General features: G+C 43.1%; 18 protein-coding genes. 10 read left to right on the top strand and 8 right to left on the bottom strand.

Features of this window, described 5'->3' with window-relative positions:
- Positions 1-191 precede the first annotated feature (191 nt).
- Together HW45_RS13625 and uxuA are read left to right on the top strand one after the other, a co-directional pair.
- Positions 192-941, top strand: a complete 750-nt coding sequence (locus HW45_RS13625) for an FCD domain-containing protein (RefSeq protein ID WP_006070325.1) — start codon at positions 192-194, stop codon at positions 939-941.
- A 96-nt stretch (positions 942-1037) separates the two neighbouring features.
- Positions 1038-2219 carry a mannonate dehydratase gene (gene uxuA, locus HW45_RS13620; RefSeq protein ID WP_038227448.1) on the top strand — a complete coding sequence of 394 codons (1182 nt, stop codon included), beginning with the start codon at positions 1038-1040 and terminating at the stop codon, positions 2217-2219.
- Between the two features lie 61 nt (positions 2220-2280).
- Here uxuA and HW45_RS13615 read toward each other — a convergent pair whose 3' ends face one another.
- Entirely contained in the window at positions 2281-3012 is a 732-nt protein-coding gene (locus HW45_RS13615) for a sulfite exporter TauE/SafE family protein (protein ID WP_006070327.1), read from the bottom strand.
- Between the two features lie 243 nt (positions 3013-3255).
- Positions 3256-3399: a hypothetical protein gene (locus HW45_RS29745; RefSeq protein ID WP_006070328.1), complete on the bottom strand. Its 144-nt coding sequence runs from the start codon at positions 3397-3399 to the stop codon at positions 3256-3258.
- A 255-nt stretch (positions 3400-3654) separates the two neighbouring features.
- Here HW45_RS29745 and HW45_RS13610 point away from each other — a divergent pair, with 255 nt between their 5' ends.
- Positions 3655-4311 (top strand): cupin domain-containing protein, encoded by a 657-nt coding sequence (locus HW45_RS13610; RefSeq protein WP_038227447.1) that lies wholly within the window; start codon positions 3655-3657, stop codon positions 4309-4311.
- Between the two features lie 45 nt (positions 4312-4356).
- On the opposite strand, the gene HW45_RS13605 is transcribed toward HW45_RS13610, so the two are convergent.
- Positions 4357-5076, bottom strand: a complete 720-nt coding sequence (locus HW45_RS13605) for an SDR family oxidoreductase (RefSeq protein ID WP_038227446.1) — start codon at positions 5074-5076, stop codon at positions 4357-4359.
- A gap of 232 nt (positions 5077-5308) precedes the next feature.
- Here HW45_RS13605 and HW45_RS13600 point away from each other — a divergent pair, with 232 nt between their 5' ends.
- Entirely contained in the window at positions 5309-5812 is a 504-nt protein-coding gene (locus HW45_RS13600; RefSeq protein ID WP_235225470.1) for a L,D-transpeptidase family protein, read from the top strand.
- 87 nt (positions 5813-5899) lie between these two features.
- On the opposite strand, the gene HW45_RS29595 is transcribed toward HW45_RS13600, so the two are convergent.
- Positions 5900-6040: a hypothetical protein gene (locus HW45_RS29595; protein WP_156020191.1), complete on the bottom strand. Its 141-nt coding sequence runs from the start codon at positions 6038-6040 to the stop codon at positions 5900-5902.
- 185 nt (positions 6041-6225) lie between these two features.
- On the opposite strand from HW45_RS29595, the gene HW45_RS13595 reads away from it, so the two are divergent.
- The gene (locus tag HW45_RS13595) at positions 6226-8004 is read left to right on the top strand and encodes an SgrR family transcriptional regulator (RefSeq protein ID WP_038227445.1); all 1779 of its coding nucleotides are present in this window, start codon (positions 6226-6228) and stop codon (positions 8002-8004) included.
- Here HW45_RS13595 and HW45_RS13590 read toward each other — a convergent pair.
- Both HW45_RS13590 and HW45_RS13585 read right to left on the bottom strand, forming a co-directional pair.
- The gene (locus tag HW45_RS13590; protein ID WP_051868067.1) at positions 7974-8600 is read right to left on the bottom strand and encodes a hypothetical protein; all 627 of its coding nucleotides are present in this window, start codon (positions 8598-8600) and stop codon (positions 7974-7976) included. The two genes, HW45_RS13595 and HW45_RS13590, sit on opposite strands and share 31 nt — an antisense overlap.
- A gap of 98 nt (positions 8601-8698) precedes the next feature.
- Positions 8699-9574: a DMT family transporter gene (locus HW45_RS13585; RefSeq protein ID WP_038227444.1), complete on the bottom strand. Its 876-nt coding sequence runs from the start codon at positions 9572-9574 to the stop codon at positions 8699-8701.
- Between the two features lie 225 nt (positions 9575-9799).
- Between HW45_RS13585 and HW45_RS13580 the strand changes: the two genes are divergently transcribed.
- A complete protein-coding gene (locus HW45_RS13580) occupies positions 9800-10285 on the top strand; it encodes a GNAT family N-acetyltransferase (RefSeq protein WP_038227443.1) in 486 nt (161 codons plus the stop codon).
- Between the two features lie 20 nt (positions 10286-10305).
- On the top strand, positions 10306-11190 hold the full coding sequence (locus tag HW45_RS13575; RefSeq protein WP_038227803.1) for a LysR family transcriptional regulator: 885 nt from the start codon (positions 10306-10308) through the stop codon (positions 11188-11190).
- 25 nt (positions 11191-11215) lie between these two features.
- On the opposite strand, the gene HW45_RS13570 is transcribed toward HW45_RS13575, so the two are convergent.
- The gene (locus tag HW45_RS13570) at positions 11216-11692 is read right to left on the bottom strand and encodes an SRPBCC domain-containing protein (RefSeq protein ID WP_038227441.1); all 477 of its coding nucleotides are present in this window, start codon (positions 11690-11692) and stop codon (positions 11216-11218) included.
- A 280-nt stretch (positions 11693-11972) separates the two neighbouring features.
- Here HW45_RS13570 and HW45_RS13565 point away from each other — a divergent pair, with 280 nt between their 5' ends.
- Together HW45_RS13565 and HW45_RS13560 are read left to right on the top strand one after the other, a co-directional pair.
- Positions 11973-12851 (top strand): NAD(P)-dependent oxidoreductase, encoded by an 879-nt coding sequence (locus HW45_RS13565; protein WP_006070339.1) that lies wholly within the window; start codon positions 11973-11975, stop codon positions 12849-12851.
- A gap of 201 nt (positions 12852-13052) precedes the next feature.
- The gene (locus tag HW45_RS13560; RefSeq protein WP_038227440.1) at positions 13053-14075 is read left to right on the top strand and encodes an MBL fold metallo-hydrolase; all 1023 of its coding nucleotides are present in this window, start codon (positions 13053-13055) and stop codon (positions 14073-14075) included.
- Positions 14076-14125: 50 nt separating this feature from the next.
- Here the strand turns inward: HW45_RS13560 and HW45_RS13555 are convergent, their stop codons facing one another.
- Positions 14126-14782 carry an HAD family hydrolase gene (locus HW45_RS13555; protein WP_038227438.1) on the bottom strand — a complete coding sequence of 219 codons (657 nt, stop codon included), beginning with the start codon at positions 14780-14782 and terminating at the stop codon, positions 14126-14128.
- Positions 14783-15253: 471 nt separating this feature from the next.
- Between HW45_RS13555 and HW45_RS13550 the strand changes: the two genes are divergently transcribed.
- Positions 15254-17146 carry a PTS mannitol transporter subunit IICBA gene (locus HW45_RS13550; protein ID WP_038227802.1) on the top strand — a complete coding sequence of 631 codons (1893 nt, stop codon included), beginning with the start codon at positions 15254-15256 and terminating at the stop codon, positions 17144-17146.
- The last annotated feature ends 130 nt before the right edge of the window (positions 17147-17276 follow it).

The following is a 17276-nucleotide window of genomic DNA, read 5'->3' as shown; positions in this document are numbered from 1 at the left end:
AGCTCGCGGGTGAATAGTTACTCATCTCGAATGACAAATTTACGAAAAAAGAGTCATTTACGCTACTTGCTGACTTCTATGGCAAGTTGAAACAAGAAAGCTTGAAATGACATATAATTGGTCAACCAATTGGTTGACCAATTTAAACCAAGTGATATTATTAACCTAAGACCAATTTATAAGACGATGCTATGAATATCGCTATTACTGCACCTAAAAGACTGTATCAAGAAATCGGACTTGCGCTTCAAGAGCGTATTCAATCAGATGAATTCAAAATAGGGGACAGACTGCCTCCTGAACGTGATATCGCTGAAGAGATGGAAGTGAGCCGATCTGTGGTGCGTGAAGCGATTATCATGCTAGAGCTGCAAGGATTAGTTGAAGTTCGCAAAGGCTCAGGCGTTTACGTCAACGCAAAGCCCTCTGCTGATGCTCAGCAATCTCAATTGGCAACGCTTAGGGCAAATTCTGATATTGGTCCTTTTGAATTACTTCAAGCTCGACAAGTACTCGAAAGCCAAATCGCCAGTTTTGCAGCGATGCATGTGACGAAAAACGATATCAGTCGCCTCAGAGAGGCATTAGATACTGAGCGTCAACAGTTGGAAACAGGTCATGGGGATTACGATGGTGATGAACTATTCCATTTAACCATTGCAGAAGCGTCTCAAAACAGTGTTCTTAGTGATATTGTTAAAGATCTTTGGATGCGCCGCGATGAGAGTTCAATGTGGAGACAGTTGCACTCACGTATCACTAACATGAATTATCGTACCGCTTGGTTAGACGATCACGAAAAAGTGTTGCTTGCCCTTCAACGTAGAGATCCTGAAGGTGCAAGAGAAGCAATGTGGCAACACTTGGAAAACGTAAAACAAACGTTATTTGAATTATCTGACGTAGATGATCCGCAATTTGACGGCTTCCTTTTTCGTTAGTTAAAAATAACAATTTAGCTCTTCAATAATAATAACGACTAGTGAGTATGAAATTATTCGCTACGCACTAGTCTTGTCCAAAGATAGGTAATTAATATGGAACAAACATGGCGTTGGTATGGCCCTAATGACCCTGTATCACTAGATGATATTAAACAGGCGGGAGCAACTGGTATTGTAAATGCTCTACACCATATTCCAAATGGTGAAATTTGGACAAAAGAAGAAATACTAAAGCGTAAAGAAATAATTGAAGCAAAAGGCTTTGTTTGGTCGGTTGTAGAAAGTGTACCAGTACATGAAGAAATTAAGACTCGCTCTGGTAATTATCAACAGTGGATTGATAACTACAAGCAATCGCTAATCAATCTTGCTGAATGCGGTATTGATACGGTGTGTTATAACTTCATGCCGGTATTAGATTGGACGCGTACAGATTTGGAATATGAATTAGCTGATGGCTCAAAAGCACTGCGTTTCGACCAAATCGAGTTTGCAGCGTTTGAACTATTTATTCTCAAACGTCCAGGCGCGAAAGCTGAATATACCGAACAGGAGCAAGCGGATGCCAAGGCGTGTTTTGACGCTATGTCTCAAGCTCAGATCGATAAGCTAACGTCTAACATCATTGCTGGACTGCCTGGTGCCGAGGAAGGGTACACACTTGAAGAGTTTCAAGCGCGCCTAGATACCTATAAAGGCATCGATAAAGAGAAGCTGCGCGAACACATGGTGCTGTTCTTACAAGAGCTGATTCCAGTTTGTGAGCAGTATGGACTGAAGTTGGCGGTTCACCCTGATGATCCACCGCGTCCGATTCTTGGCCTACCACGCATTGTGTCGACGATTGAAGATATTGAAGCGTTAACGACGGCAGTGCCGAGTAAAATGAACGGTATCACGATGTGCACAGGTTCGTATGGTGTTCGTGGTGACAATGACTTGGTGAAAATGATCGAATCATACGGAGATCGCATTTACTTTACGCACTTACGCTCTACTCAGCGTGAAGATAATCCGATGAGTTTCCATGAGGCAGCTCATCTGGAAGGCGATGTCGATATGTACAATGTGATCAATGCGTTGTTGAAAGAAGAGAACCGTCGACTAAGCACCGGCGAGACTCGCATGATTCCAATGAGACCAGACCATGGTCATCAAATGATCGACGATCTGAAGAAACAAACCAACCCAGGTTATTCTTGTATCGGTCGTTTGAAAGGGCTGGCTGAGATCCGTGGTGTGGAACTCGCTTTGAAGCGCGCATTTTATATGTAATGGCTCCACCATTCGTATACTAAAAAAGAAGGAGGCGTTTGCCTCCTTTTTTGTTTTTTTGTTAATGAATTAGACCTTGAACAATAGCGGTAACACCACTGAGTGAACATAATGCCAGTGCGCCAATACGGATCTTCTCTTTTGGTAGAGAATGAGTAGTCATTAAAGCCAACTTATAGCCTAACCATGCTGCTGGGATAAGCGGTACTGTGATATACAAATGATGTAGTGTTAGGAAGCCTATCGGCGCTTGCACGACTAATGACATGATCGAACTGAATACAAAGAAAGCGGACAAATTGCCTCTTAATTGGTTCGCCTCTTGGTGCTGGAGTAACAAGGCCATCGGTGGCCCTCCAATGGCACTACTGGTACCAAAAAAGCCGGAGAAGAAGCCAGCGACCCCCATTCTGGTAGGTGTTGGTTCTATTCTGAAGGGCAGTAGGCTAACTACAACGGCGAATACTACCAATACCCCTAACCACAGGGATAAAACCTGTGTGGAAACGTACAGAAGCAACGCAGCTCCTGCAATCGAGCCCGGTACACGACCAATCATGGCCATTTTTAATCCGCCGATTGCAATATTAGAGCGATGTTTCGCAGCATTAAGTAAAGAGATAAATAAGGCAACCAAGCAGATAGGGGCCGGTACATAGTCAGGAGATACTTGGAACAGCAGTGGTGCAGCAACGATCGCTAACCCAAATCCAATGGCAGTTTGTACAAACGAACCCAAAAAGATCAGCAACATCGCGATAAGTGCCGTGTGACTAAACCAGTCAGCGAGCATGGGACTTCCTTTATAAAGAACAACATTACAACAGCGGTGCTGCTATTGTATACAATTGTCATCACGTAGACACGCTAAAAGTAACAAAATATTTAAAATAGATGATGTTAAGAATTATTATACGAAGTGATATGAAAAATAAAAAAGGGAGCAATAATGCTCCCTGAAATATTAAGCAACTAAAAGAAGTTAAAAATGAATGCCGCTAATATTCCTTTATTCCTTGCGAAGTATAGTTATGTCCTATTCAGAGCTTTCTAACCCAGTGCAGAGTAGTAATTCTGTCGCTAAAGCACCAGTACTGAAAGTAATACCAGCTACAAGTAGTACAATGGCATATTTGCTTGCTATGATGCATAGGCCAATGGTATTAATTATCTTCTCCATATCGCTTCTCCTTTGAAACGTGAACAGTATTTATCTGCTATCTATTTTATGTCATTGGTAGAATATTAATTGCGACGTCAAGCTATATATTGAACTTTATCTTTGAACTAATTGTATAAAAAGCGAGTAGGTCATAAATTTACAACTGCTTACAATGACAAGTCTGGGAATGTAATTTGATATATTGAAATGTTTGTACGTGTTTTGAAACAAATATCTTATAATTAAATCATCAATCAACAAGGGATACGTTGTATGTTGAATATGGATTTCTCCCAAAGAGTTGTTATCGATACATTGACTATGGAATGGATCGCTTCTCCTGCAAATGGTGTTAATCGGAAGCCTTTAGAACGAGAAGCCGCTGAGTCAGGTCATGTTACTAGCATCGTTGAATACCTCCCAGGAACTCGGTTTAGCCAGCACTCGCATCCACTGGGTGAAGAGATATTTGTATTAGACGGTGTGTTCTCGGATGAAATGGGAGACTACCCAGCAGGCACATACCTTCGAAACCCACCGGGTAGTTCACACGCGCCATATAGTAAGCAAGGGTGTGTCATCTTGGTGAAACTCAATCAGTTTGACGAGAATGATCTTAAGTCTGTCAGAGTTGATACGACCCAAGCAGAATGGCTGCCGGGGATAGGTCAAATGGAAATTTTGCCTTTGCACTCCTTCAATCAGGAGAATGTTGTGCTACTGCGTTGGAATGGTCCGGATAACTACCATTCACATGGTCATTTTGGTGGTGAAGAACTGTTTGTTATAGAAGGGGCGTTGATAGACGAACACGGAGAGTACCCCAAAGGAACATGGACGCGAAGCCCTCACGAAAGCCAACATACACCTTATGTAAAACAACCGACAACTATTTGGTTTAAGACCGGCCATTTACCAATCAAAAAATAAGGCGACAATAGATTGCCGCCTTACGCTTTTCAACAGCAAGTCTTATTAAGGCTGTTGACGTGTTGGTGCTAATACGATTTCACGAATACAGACATTTTGAGGTTGTGAGTAAGCAAACTCAACCGCACGAGCCACATCATCTGCAGCTAACACGCCACCCATCACTTCTTTCCACTCATCGTAACCGTCTTTAATCTCTTGAGAAGTAGTATGTGAAAGAAGCTCAGTTTCTACAGCGCCGGGTGCAATAGTAACAACACGTACGTCTGATTCTGCTACTTCTTCACGTACGTTTTCTGATATTGCGTGAACGGCAAATTTAGTACCACAATAAGCAGCGTGATTGCCGAACGTCTTGCGACCTGCAATGGAACTGATGTTGATAATAGTGCCAGAGTTACGAGCTTTCATTGGTGCTAGCACCGCTTGCATGCCGTTTAGTAGACCTAGTACATTAACGTCAAACATGGTTTTCCATTCTGCAGAGTCTTGCGTATCGATCTGGCCAAGTAGCATCATGCCGGCATTGTTGATAAGAGCATCGGCAGGACCAAACTGTTCTTCAGCTTTAGCGATTGCAGCTTCAAACGTAGCTTTGTCAGTGATGTCGACTTTTTCACACAGCGTGTTAGGGAGTTGCAGTGCTTCAAGTTTTTCTACACGACGAGCCAAAAGCAATAGTGGGTGACCAGCGTCACTTAAACGACGAGCAATCGCTTCACCAATACCAGAACTCGCACCTGTAATTACAATCAGCTTTTTCATTTGTTCACCCTCTAAGTGTTATTTGTGATTAGACTTCTTTTTCGAAGATTTGTGTATTGTAGTAGATGAATTATTGTTGATATATGGGGATTTAATTGAAACTGTGTTGCCATATGGCAACAATAAAAACTAACCTTCTGTTCCTATACTAAAAAGATATGCACCTAAACACCGCGTTGGATCGTGTGTCAGAAAGGGTTAAAATTCCTGTCAGTTGTTAGGGGACGAACTGATGTATAAGTGGTTATTAGTTGTATTGGTTATAGTGGGGCTACCATTTCGATCTTTTGGTCTGGAGATCTCTCCAGATGTCAACATTGATAGAGTAGAGGTAAAGAAATCAGCAAGGCGAATGTACTTGATGGATGGCGATACTGTTATCCGTGAATATAGGATAGCGCTTGGTAAGAATCCGAGAGGACATAAAATCCAAGAGGGTGATAATCGAACGCCGGAAGGAAAGTACTATCTCGATTTTGTTATGGACGATTCCGCTTTTTATCGCTCCATGCACATTAGTTATCCTAACCTAAGAGACAAAAATCGTGCAAAGAGTTTGGGTGTCGCGCCTGGCGGCAACATTAAAATTCATGGGTTGAAAAACGACAATACTAAGCCACCTCAATTCGTACAGAGTTTTGATTGGACTAATGGTTGTATTGCCATTACTAATGATGAGATGGATGAGCTTGTTTCTTTAGTGAAAATAGGCACGCCTATTTATATTCGATGGTAATGAAGTTAGTCGGAATAGCGGCAGCAAGCTTATGATTGCGGGGGTGGAGCATAAACATAATGGATCTTGCCGCCGCTAAATTCTTGGTTACATGTAGTTGCAGGTTTGTGCCAGTCGAATCAGTATTTCTGATTTGAATTTAGATTTACTGCCGGCAAGTTGAGCCAAGTAGTAGTCTCGCAATGGGCGTTTTGCATCTTGTTTTGCTTTAGGCGTAGTGTGTTTCATTATGTTCCTCCAGCCTGAGTTTGCTTCAGAATCTGAATTCATTGTCGGTTAAAATACGGCAGTTAAAAACAGAGTAAATTTTCTCTTAAATATTCCCTATAAGTGAGTTTTTGGCGATTAACCTATGAATGCGGGTTTAAATTGCTAAAATAAGGAACATTGCTAAGACGAATTGGTACCTGTTTTTGGAAAGTATTAACCTTTACCGATACTTTAAGCGCCTAGAGGCTTTTGAAGTCGGTCATCAGCACGCAGTGACGCTTTCCGACGTCGCGGAGCGTTTCTTTTCTAGCCCAAGGCACACGCGTTCGATCCTAAAACACCTAAGTCAAGCGGAATGGATTACTTGGGTGCCCAGAGCGGGCCGAAACCAGCGCTCTACACTCATTCGATTATTGTCTGAAGGGGAGGTTAAACGTCGCATTGCTTCTCAATGGGTTAAAGAGGGTAAGTATGATCGGGCTCTGGAATTTTTAGAAAATGATCGTGTGGTGTTTGGTCAACTGCTGCAACAAACCTCAGGTGCTAAGATCACTGAAGGGCGTGTCAATGTCCAACTGACCTATAATCGGCCATTAACTCGATTAGTTCCTCATATTCCACATCGAAATAGCGAACGATTCTTGAATCGTCAACTCTATAGTTGTCTGGTTTCAATGGATAAATCTGGAGAGCTAAAGCCAGATGTAGCGCATCATTGGGAAGTAGATCCGTCGTTTCAAACGTGGACGTTCTATATTCGACCCTCCGTGTTTTTTGATAACGGTGACCGGGTTGATGCCGAGACGATTGAAAGCCTATTATTGCATCTCCAACAACATCGCTACTATGCGAATGAGCTCGACCATTTGGAATCCATAGACGTTAAGCCCCCCTATGTGATGACCATCAATCTCAGCCGTCCTGACAGAGGGTTTGCCGCACTGCTCACTGATCTTAAGTATTCGATACAGCCGCCTGAGCAATTGACACAAAATGATCGAAACATAGTCGGTAGTGGAGTCTTTTCTCTAAATAACCATTCAGAACAGGTACTCTCTCTCGTTGCCAATGAGCAATACTTTGGATTAAGAGCCTTAACCGATAATGTTACGATTTGGTCTTTGGATGGCAGTGTCGAGAAAGTAACGGAGCGTGACGCAGCATGTGCGCACAGTGTTTCTCCTACCATAAAGCGTATAGAGCCCTCATCTAGGTCGACTATCTCCCATCCCGCCATTGACTTTGATCAGAATGAATTGGTCAGTACTACTTCACGAGCAAGAATTGAAGACGGTTGTCTATTTCTCCTCTTTAATCAGCATGGTAGAGCACTGACTTACCCGCAACGACGTTGGCTTAGCGAAACCTTGAGCGGTGAAAATGTCTGGCATCAGTTAACACTGGATCAGCGTACCTTCGGTGCGGAAATTGCGAGCAATTTCTTTCCTTTCTGGCACAACGTGAAGCGAATTCAAAGTACCCAGCCAGTTGACCTACCTGAAACTATTCAGATCGCATTCTATGCTCATCCCGGTGTTTTACGAAGCGCTGATGCCGCGAAGAAAATTCTTGAGCGACAAGGGGTGAAAGTACAACTCAATTTGTACAAGTTTCATGAGTTTATTGAAAAAGCTATGGCAGAAGGGTTTGAAGAAGAGCTTATTATGAGCAGCTTAAACTTAGATGATAATAGGCAGGTATCGGCTTTATTGTTTTTCCTTAGTGACCCCGTACTTCATTCTGCAATTGGTAAACAAGCCAGTGATTGCCTTATCTCGGAAATTGACAAGATTAGGGCGAGTTCAAAGCCAAGTGATTATTTAAAGCAGTTAGAGCAACTGGGTTCGCTTTTAATACATGAAGGGTTAGCCAGCCCAATGTTTCATCATCGTCAAACATTGAGCTTTCATGGCATCTTGAAAGGTGTGGAAATCACAACTTGGGGCTGGCCTCAATTACGTGATGTTTGGTCTGTAGATTGAACCTCGTGCGCTGCTAAGCGTTCGGTTAGCACTTTTTGATTGGCTGTGGTCGTTTCTAACGATTCTGCCGTTTGATGAATCGCACTGGCCATTTTGGACACGTTTCGTGTGGCGTGAATAATGGTGCCTTGCATGGGACGAAGAATTAACCAGTACGCTGCAATTAAAGCCAGAACAATGGCTAAGACAAGCAGAGCAAGCAATAACAACACATTAAATCGAACGTCGTAGGCAAATTTTTTGGTGCTGCTGGCAATGGAGTTTTGTGATTGCTCTAAAGCGCCCGGTAAGGCAATAAGCGACTGTTTGGACATCTCAGTGAGTTCGTTGATGTTATCCATGGTATCAACGAGCACTTGTCGTTGTTCCTCATTCAGGCTTTCATTTTTTGACAGTAAAGTTAACGATGTCGCCAAATTATCGATGGCAACTGCAGAGCGCTCAATGGACTGTTCGATTCCCTTAAGATCTAGCATCATTTTAATATTGACTAATGGCTCGTCTAGCTCGCTCGGCTCTGTAGTTTCTGAGGTCGCGGCAAAGACGCTTTGCAATGGTAATAAAAGGGTCAGGGCGATAGTTAATAACGTTTTCATGGGTATCCCAAGCAGAATAAGTGACTATTTTAATGCTACTAACTTAGTTCAACTTTAAGGTAGATACCAATTAACGTTTTGTATCCTATCTGTATTTTCTATTTACGTTGCAACTTAAACCAAGACACTAAACCTATTCCGCCCAATATAAGAAAGGTTGATAGGAGTGACATGGCAGACACGGTTTCACCGATAAATAGCCAACCAAGAACCATAGCAATAACAGGGACTGTTAGTTGCAGTAATGACGCATCAAGCACATCGATCTTCGGAAGCAGTGAGTACCATAAAAAGTAACCCACAGCAGAGGCGAGTGAACCCGATAAAGCGGCGTAAAGAACGCCAGACGCATTAAATAGAATCGATTCTGAACTAACAAATAGGCTCAAAATAAAATAGAGAATCATGAATCCACTGGCCACGAGAAAACCTTGTTTAGTGGCTAAGATAGGAGATGGGACGCTTTTCCCTAATACTGTGAAGATACTCCAGCAAACCCCAGATAAGACCATCAACACAGTGCCGACAACAGAAGGTTGAGATGCGGACGGCAATAGTAATGAAGCAAAACCGGTTAACGCGATGGCAATACCCACCATCTCTAACTTGGATATTTGATGGCCACTGATTCGGTGATAAGCGATCAGTGCCAATTGTACGGTGCCAAACAAGATTAAGGCGCCAGTCCCAGTATCAAGCGTGATGTAAGCAAAAGAAAATAGTAATGCATAGCCAAAAAGTGACAAGCCTAGGGAGAGTGATTGACATTGACTGAGCTTGGGTGAACTTTGGTTTTGTCGTTGGTCGTCCAATAGATAGCTAAGGGCAAGCAAGGTGACGGCTCCACTGACTAAGCGAATTAAAGTAAACCCTACTGGATCGATGACCTCGGTTCCCAAAGCGAATCGACAGAATAGAGAGTTAAGCGCAAATGCCGTCATGGCAGTGAGCGCCAAAGGGAAGTTTTTGTTCATCGGGCTTCAATCAGTTATAACCAGTCATTATCCTAACGGTCAGACTCCTTTCACGGAATAACCAATAACTTATATATTATGTTTTTCACTTCCATCTAATCAGAGTTACTCTGCTTAATCGTATAACTATCACTTTTTATCATGATTAACTAAACTAAATATCACTTTTATTGGCCTTTTAAGCGGCATACAGTGAAAGGACATTTAATAGAAGTAGAGAACATTATGAAAGTCGAAATAGTAAGTGCAATGCCAAAGTACGATGAGGCGTTGTGTGCTGTGATTCAGTCCGTGGGAGCCGAGTTTGGCGCAGTGGGCGAAGGGTTTGGTCCTTCGGATCCAGAAGTGTTAGCAATGAGCGAAAACTACAGTGAAGTAAATCGCAGTTTGTATCTTGTTGCGTTGGTGGATGGCAAGGTAGTTGGAGGTTGCGGATTAGCACCATTTGGTGAGCATCAAGACGTATGCGAGCTAAAGAAACTTTTCTTACTACCTGAAACTCGCGGGCTTGGATTAGGTAAGGAGTTAGTGCAGCAATGTTTAGCGTTCGCGACTGAACAAGGCTACGCATCTTGCTACTTGGACACACTCACTTCCATGTCGGCAGCAGTAAGATTGTACGAGAACTTTGGTTTCACACATTTAAACGCACCCTATGAAGGTACGCTGCATAACGGCTGTGATGTTTGGATGCTCAAATCTCTACCGTAAAAAAGGAAATCGCGTTACGGATGATAGGACACAACTACAAGTTATTGCGACCACTGCAAGCACTGCTTGAAACATGCAGCCTTACTGAAGCTGCAGAACGGTTGCGAGTAACGCAGTCAGCGATGAGTAGAAACCTCACTCAACTAAGAGCGGAGTTTTCTGACCCTCTGTTAATTCGAGAGGGAAAAACATTCGTGCTCACGGCGCGTGGGGAGTCGCTTAAACGAGCGCTACCTCATGTTCTTAGCGCCATTGAAGGCTTATATTCAGACAGTTCGATTGAGCCCAGTGAAATAAAGCGCACCTATCGAATAGCGTATTCAAGTTTTAGTTCATTATCGCTGGTAAAAGACTTGAGTTTGGCGTTGATGAGTCAAGCGCCGAATGCCTCCTTCAGTATGGAATTGTGGCAACATCGGGATATTGATGAGTTGTCCACGGAGGATGTCGATATACTGATCACCCCAGCACACCGGATCCCGTACAACATCTATGGGAAGCGAATTGCTGACAACGACTATGTTGTTGTTAGGTCTAAAGAGCATCACAAGTCTCAACAGACGCTTTGTCTTGAGCGATACCTTGAGTCTCGGCATGTCTTACTGCATTTGGTGGCGAATATTGATCTTGAGGTGAACGAGTTTTTTGCCAACTTATCGGTAAAAAGAAATGTAGCGTTAACGTTGTCGAGCGCTCGCGAAGCTCTGGACGTTGTACGAGAAAGTGATTTATTGGTAACGCTGCCTAAGTATCTTGTAGAAAGATTGCCAGACAAATCCGACTTTGACATTCACCCGCTGCCATTTTCATTGCCGTCACACTGTTACTATTTACTGTGGCATGCTAAATGGCAAAATGATGTGGCTCACCGTTGGTTACGCGACACAGTGTTTTCGCTGTTGTAGACGCTGCGTGTCTTCTGTGATTTGGTTATCCTTTTGCTTGCTCGCATAGTAGATGCAACCATTGTTGGTGATGAGCCGCCACTTGTTTGGCCACGAATCTACCGGTTAGCCAACGGAGTCCACCTCGCTGAGTTGATTCAGTGACAATGCGGCAACCGTTGTCGCAAGGACTTAATAGCCAAGCGTGGTACATATCAACGTCTCCACATTTCCCTTTCCAGGCAATACGCTCGTGAGGGATATATTCCACTACCGTACATTCAAAGCTCATGGTCTTGGTGACCCAGTCAAACATCGTTCCTTTGTGAAGCATACGCGTGTCACCTTTTGTTATCTGAACCGCAGTTTTTCTGTGGTGCCAATTAGGCCAACAAGGCGCTTGAACGATACAAGCCCATATCCGTTCACATTCTGAAGGTACGACAATCTCTTCCTTAACGTGTACGGATGAGTTTTTAGGATGGTAATAGTCAGGCCAATGAATCTCTGTTAACTCGCTCATGCCTATCTGTTTTCCCGTGTTAATGAGCCTTTGTTAACTATAGTCACGATATACAGGCCGTCATAGAAATTGGCTAATGTTGAACGGAGTCTTCATAAAGATTCTGTTATCAGAACGTAATGAAAAACTGCTTTTGTATGATTATATGCGCAATTTTCGAGTGGTAGATCTCATTATCTAGCATTGATCACAAAATCTCACCGGAGATTGATTGCTTAACCCAAACAGAGCATATATGATTAACTCAAATAGTCATACAATAGTATTTTAGGAGTCACACATGACAAAACCAGTCATTGGTTTCATCGGCCTAGGCCTTATGGGCGGTAACATGGTTGAGAACCTTCAAAACCGTGGTTACGAGCTAAACGTAATGGACCTAAACAAAGACGCTGTTGCAGCTTGTGTAGCTCGTGGCGCTAAAGAAGCAACAACGGCAAAAGAGCTGGCTGAAAACAGCGACATTGTAATGCTGTGTCTAACCACTTCTGCAGTAGTAGAGAAAGTCGTTTATGGTGACGAAGGCATCCTAGCTGGTATTAAAGAAGGTTCAACACTTATCGACTTTGGTACCTCTATCCCTGCTTCCACTCGCAAGATTGGCGAAGAGCTTGCAGCTCGCGGCGCTGGTATGATCGATGCGCCACTGGGTCGTACTCCTGCTCACGCGAAAGATGGTTTACTAAACATCATGGCTGCCGGTGATATTGACACATTTAATAAGGTAAAGCCTGTTCTTGATGAACAAGGTGAAAACGTATTCCACCTTGGTGCGTTAGGCTCAGGTCACGTGACTAAGCTAGTGAATAACTTTATGGGTATGACCACTGTAGCAACGATGTCGCAGGCATTCGCTGTTGCGAAACTAGCCGGTGTTGATGGCCAACAGCTATTCGACATTATGTCAGCAGGCCCATCTAATTCTCCATTTATGCAGTTCTGTAAGTTCTACGCCGTAGACGGCGAAGAGAAATTAGGTTTTTCCATTGCTAATGCAAACAAAGATCTAGGCTACTTCCTAGAAATGGTATCTGACCTAGGTACTGAGTCTTTGATTGCTGAAGGGACTTCTAAGAGCCTACAAGCAGCGGTTGACGCAGGTCTAGCTCAAAACGACGTGCCAGTAATCTTCGACTACTTTACTCAACTTAAGAAGTAACGGTTTGCTACTAAGTTAATTGAGCCCCGCTATCAAGCGGGGCTTTGTCATTTTTACTTGGGAAATAATATAGACTCCACCTCTAGCAATTGTTTCAGTTTGGTCAATTTAACGACATATAATGTTCGTGTATTTTGCATCTCGATGTCATTTTGGCAGGCAACACTGAATGAACATAATCAGCTACAAGGAAAGTCATGTATGCCAGTGTTGTTATCTCGCAGTGTAAAAGCGCTGCCATTTACCCGCAAAGCTAAGCTTCAACCATTCACCAATACCGAACTCATCTACAATCCCTCTTTCAAAGATACGCTAGCGACACTGCGTTCATATTTAAATGTGGATAAGCTAATCTACTCTCAGGTTCCTAGCATTCCGGTTGAAACGATTAGACGTGACAGTATTGAGTCAGATACAGGCGATTGTGTATTTCGCTTAGGGCACTCTGCGGTGTTAATGAAAATAGACGGTAGAGTGTTGCTCACTGATCCTGTATTCAGCGACAGAGCATCGCCTTTGTCTTGGGTTGGTCCTAAGCGTTTTCACCCCTTACCTATCTCTTTAGAAGATCTTCCTCGCATTGATATCTGTTTAATCAGTCATGATCATTATGATCACCTTGATAAACAAACCATTAAACAACTTCATGAACGAGTTGATCAATTTCTTGTGCCGAAGCGTGTCGGACACTATTTACTTGGCTGGGGGGTGGCGCGAAATAAAATCCAAGAATTGGATTGGTGGCAGTCGGAGAGAATTGGGACATTGACGTTTGTTTTCACTCCAACTCAACATTTCTCTGGTCGTTCCTACAAAGAGCGTGATTTGTCGTTGTGGGGAAGCTGGGTGATACAGGGTAGTGAATCAAACATTTACTTTAGTGGTGACTCTGGTTATTTCAGTGGTTTTCGCGATATTGGTGAACGTTATGGTCCCTTTGATTTAACGTTGATGGAAACGGGGGCTTATGATGATAGGTGGGCCGATATTCACATGTTTCCAGAGCAAAGTGTTCAAGCGCATATCGATGTAAAAGGGAGTGTCATGTTGCCCATTCATAACAGCACCTTCGACCTCTCTTTCCATGCTTGGAATGAGCCGTTAAAACGCCTAGTTCGAGAAGCTAGTGAACGCAATGTAAATGTCGTATGTCCGAAAATTGGAGAAAAGGTACTCATACGAGAGTTGAGTGCAACTGAGAATCAACAGGTTTGGTGGGATTAACCAATGGTATCTTGGTTGACACCATTGGTTTGCGTAATCACCGACGTTGTTTAAGAACTCGTTTGGCTACGAATGAGGTCGGTGACCTGTTCCAATGACTCGAATAAATAGTCAGCTATTTCAGCGATGTCTTTTTGGGGTGGTGTGATGTCTGGAATCATCGCTGCCTGGCATCCAGCATCTTTTCCTGCGCGCATGCCATTATTCGAATCTTCCAGTACCAAGCATTCACTTGGAATCAGGTTAAGGCGTTGGCATGCCATGATGTAGCAATCTGGCCTAGGTTTACCATTTTGTACATCTTCTGCGGTAATTATGGTATCGAATTGCTCAAGGTAGTCTGAGTTTTGAAAGTTATGTTTTACTTCAGGCAAATGAGAGGAGGTGACGAGTGCAGTGATAAGATTGAGTTCCTTAGCCGTTTTGAAAAGCTGGTGGAACCCATGTTTGTAGCCTATTCCTTGTTTTCTTGTTTCATGAAAATGTTGGTCGCGAATGACCTTGTATGCGGCTAAGTCAAATCCTTCACCAAAGTGCTCACACAACATTCGTTCACAGTCAGGGTCTTGCACGCCAATAAAACCTTGATAGTAGTCGTCGGTTAATTCATACCCCATCTGGGTAGCCGCGTATTGCCAACTCTTTTTGTAGACCGTTTCCGTATCGAATATCAATCCGTCCATATCAAATAAAAGTGCGGAGATCATTTAGGTAATCCTCTTAGGTTTCACGTTTTGTTTTTATAGCGCTACTTTGTCAGAGATTAAATGAAAGTCAAAAAACATATCTGTAATAAAATTACATTATGGCGATTTTCGACTATTTGTTGAGCTATATTGGTCGGCTTTAAGTAGGGTTAGATGAGCATTCTGAGTGGTAATTTAATCAAAGTGTGACTTGAGTCTCTAATTATTTTATGTGTCACGGGCTAATAAATGTGACGTCTATCAACAATAAATGATATTCATTATCAATAAAGGTGCTGTGTAATTTATCAACGCTGCAATTACGTGATCTACATCACTTGTTATTGTTGTTTGTGGTTTTTGTGTGGTGATTTGGATCACAAAAATGCCGTCATGCTGACTTTTGGAAATCTTGTGTTACTTTTTAATGGACTTTTGAATAACAACTTTTGGTCCAAAGGGACTACTTTTTCTGATAACGAGGATGACCTTATGCTATCTCCTGAAGCGAAAATCAAAGTACAGAACTTTGGTCGTTTCCTCTCCAACATGGTGATGCCAAACATTGGCGCATTCATCGCTTGGGGTTTGATTACGGCACTATTTATTCCAACCGGATGGATTCCAAACGAAACTTTGGGTTCGATGGTCGGTCCGATGATTACTTACCTTTTACCGCTATTGATTGGTTATACCGGCGGTAAAATGGTTGCTGGCGACCGAGGTGCGGTTGTTGGTGCTATCACAACAATGGGTGTGATTGTTGGTACAGATATCCCAATGTTTATGGGTGCAATGATTGTAGGTCCACTTGGTGGTCTAGCGATTAAGAAGTTTGACCAAGCAGTTGAAGGTAAAGTTAAGAGTGGCTTTGAGATGTTGGTTAACAACTTCTCGGCTGGTATCGTTGGTATGCTTTGTGCCATCCTTGCTTTCCTAGTTATTGGCCCAGCAGTTAAGGTACTCTCTACTGCACTTGCTGCGGGTGTAGGCGTAATGGTTAACGCAGGTCTTCTGCCTCTAACCTCTATCTTTGTTGAACCTGCGAAGATCCTGTTCCTAAACAACGCGATCAACCACGGTATCTTCTCGCCACTTGGTATCCAACAAGCCGAAGAAATGGGTCAATCAATCTTCTTCCTGATTGAAGCGAACCCAGGTCCAGGTCTAGGTCTACTACTTGCTTACATGTTCTTTGGACGCGGTAATGCTAAAGAGTCAGCACCAGGTGCGGCGATCATCCACTTCTTTGGTGGTATCCACGAAATCTATTTCCCATACGTGCTAATGAACCCACGTCTGATCATCGCAGTGATTGCTGGTGGTATGACGGGTGTGTTCACACTAACGATGTTCGACGCTGGCCTAGTATCTCCAGCGTCTCCAGGTTCAATCTTTGCTGTACTTCTGATGACTCCTAAGTCTTCATTTGTTGGCGTGATTCTATCTGTAATTGCCTCAGCAACAGTGACATTCTTCATCGCATCGCTACTAATGAAAACATCTAAACAAGATGACGAAGAAGAATCTCTAGAAAAAGCTGCAAGCCAATTGGCAAGCATGAAAGCGTCTTCAAAAGGTCAAACTGGTGCAGCTCTAGACTTAGCAAAAGTTCGCAAAATCATCGTAGCGTGTGACGCGGGTATGGGTTCAAGTGCGATGGGCGCAAGCATGCTTCGTAAGAAGGTAGATGCTGCTAACTTAGACATTTCGGTAACTAACTTAGCGATCAACAGCCTACCGGATGACGCTGACATCGTCATTACTCATAAAGATCTGACTGACCGTGCACGTAAACATGCCGCAAACTCACATCACATTTCTCTAAGCAACTTCCTAGATGGTGCTTTGTATGATGGTCTGGTTTCTGACCTTGTGAATGCACAACAAGCGGGTGCTGAGCCAAAAAAGCCTGAAGCACCAGCAGACACTAGCTCAAGCGAAGAAGGAACGCTTAAGCTTTCGAATGAAAATATCTTCTTAGGTATGGAAGCAAAAACCAAAGAAGAAGTTATCAAGTTTGCTGGTGAGCAACTCGTAAAACTTGGTTATGTAGAACCGCAGTATGTTGAAGGCATGTTGGCTCGCGAAGAGTTGGTTTCTACGTACCTTGGTGAGTCGATTGCAGTACCTCACGGCACTATTGAAGCAAAACAGTTCGTCAACAAAACCGGTATCGTGTTCTGCCAATTCCCTGAAGGTGTTCAATGGGGTGAGGACGAAGATGATGTTGCGAAGATGGTCATTGGTATCGCAGCGCAAGGTGATGAACATATTCAAGTTATCACAGCGATTACGAATTCACTTGATGACGACGAAGCTGTTGAATGTTTGAAGTCTACCACTGACGTTGAGGATGTACTTCGCATCCTAAGTGGTAAGTAGCATAAATGGTGATGATCACCATGGCTTTAAGTCATAGCTCCTAAGTGAAACGAGACCAACGCTCCCCCTGTTGGTCTCATTTTTGATTTTGTTTTTTTCTTTTTTTAATGAGTTATTTAGGAAGACGTCT

It is taken from the genome of Vibrio sp. ER1A, from assembly GCF_000733315.1.
In the GTDB taxonomy this organism is placed as follows: Bacteria; Pseudomonadota; Gammaproteobacteria; order Enterobacterales; family Vibrionaceae; genus Vibrio; species Vibrio mediterranei.
The sequence above is the reverse complement of the archived record's forward strand: the minus strand, read 5'-3'. Positions and strand labels throughout refer to the sequence as shown.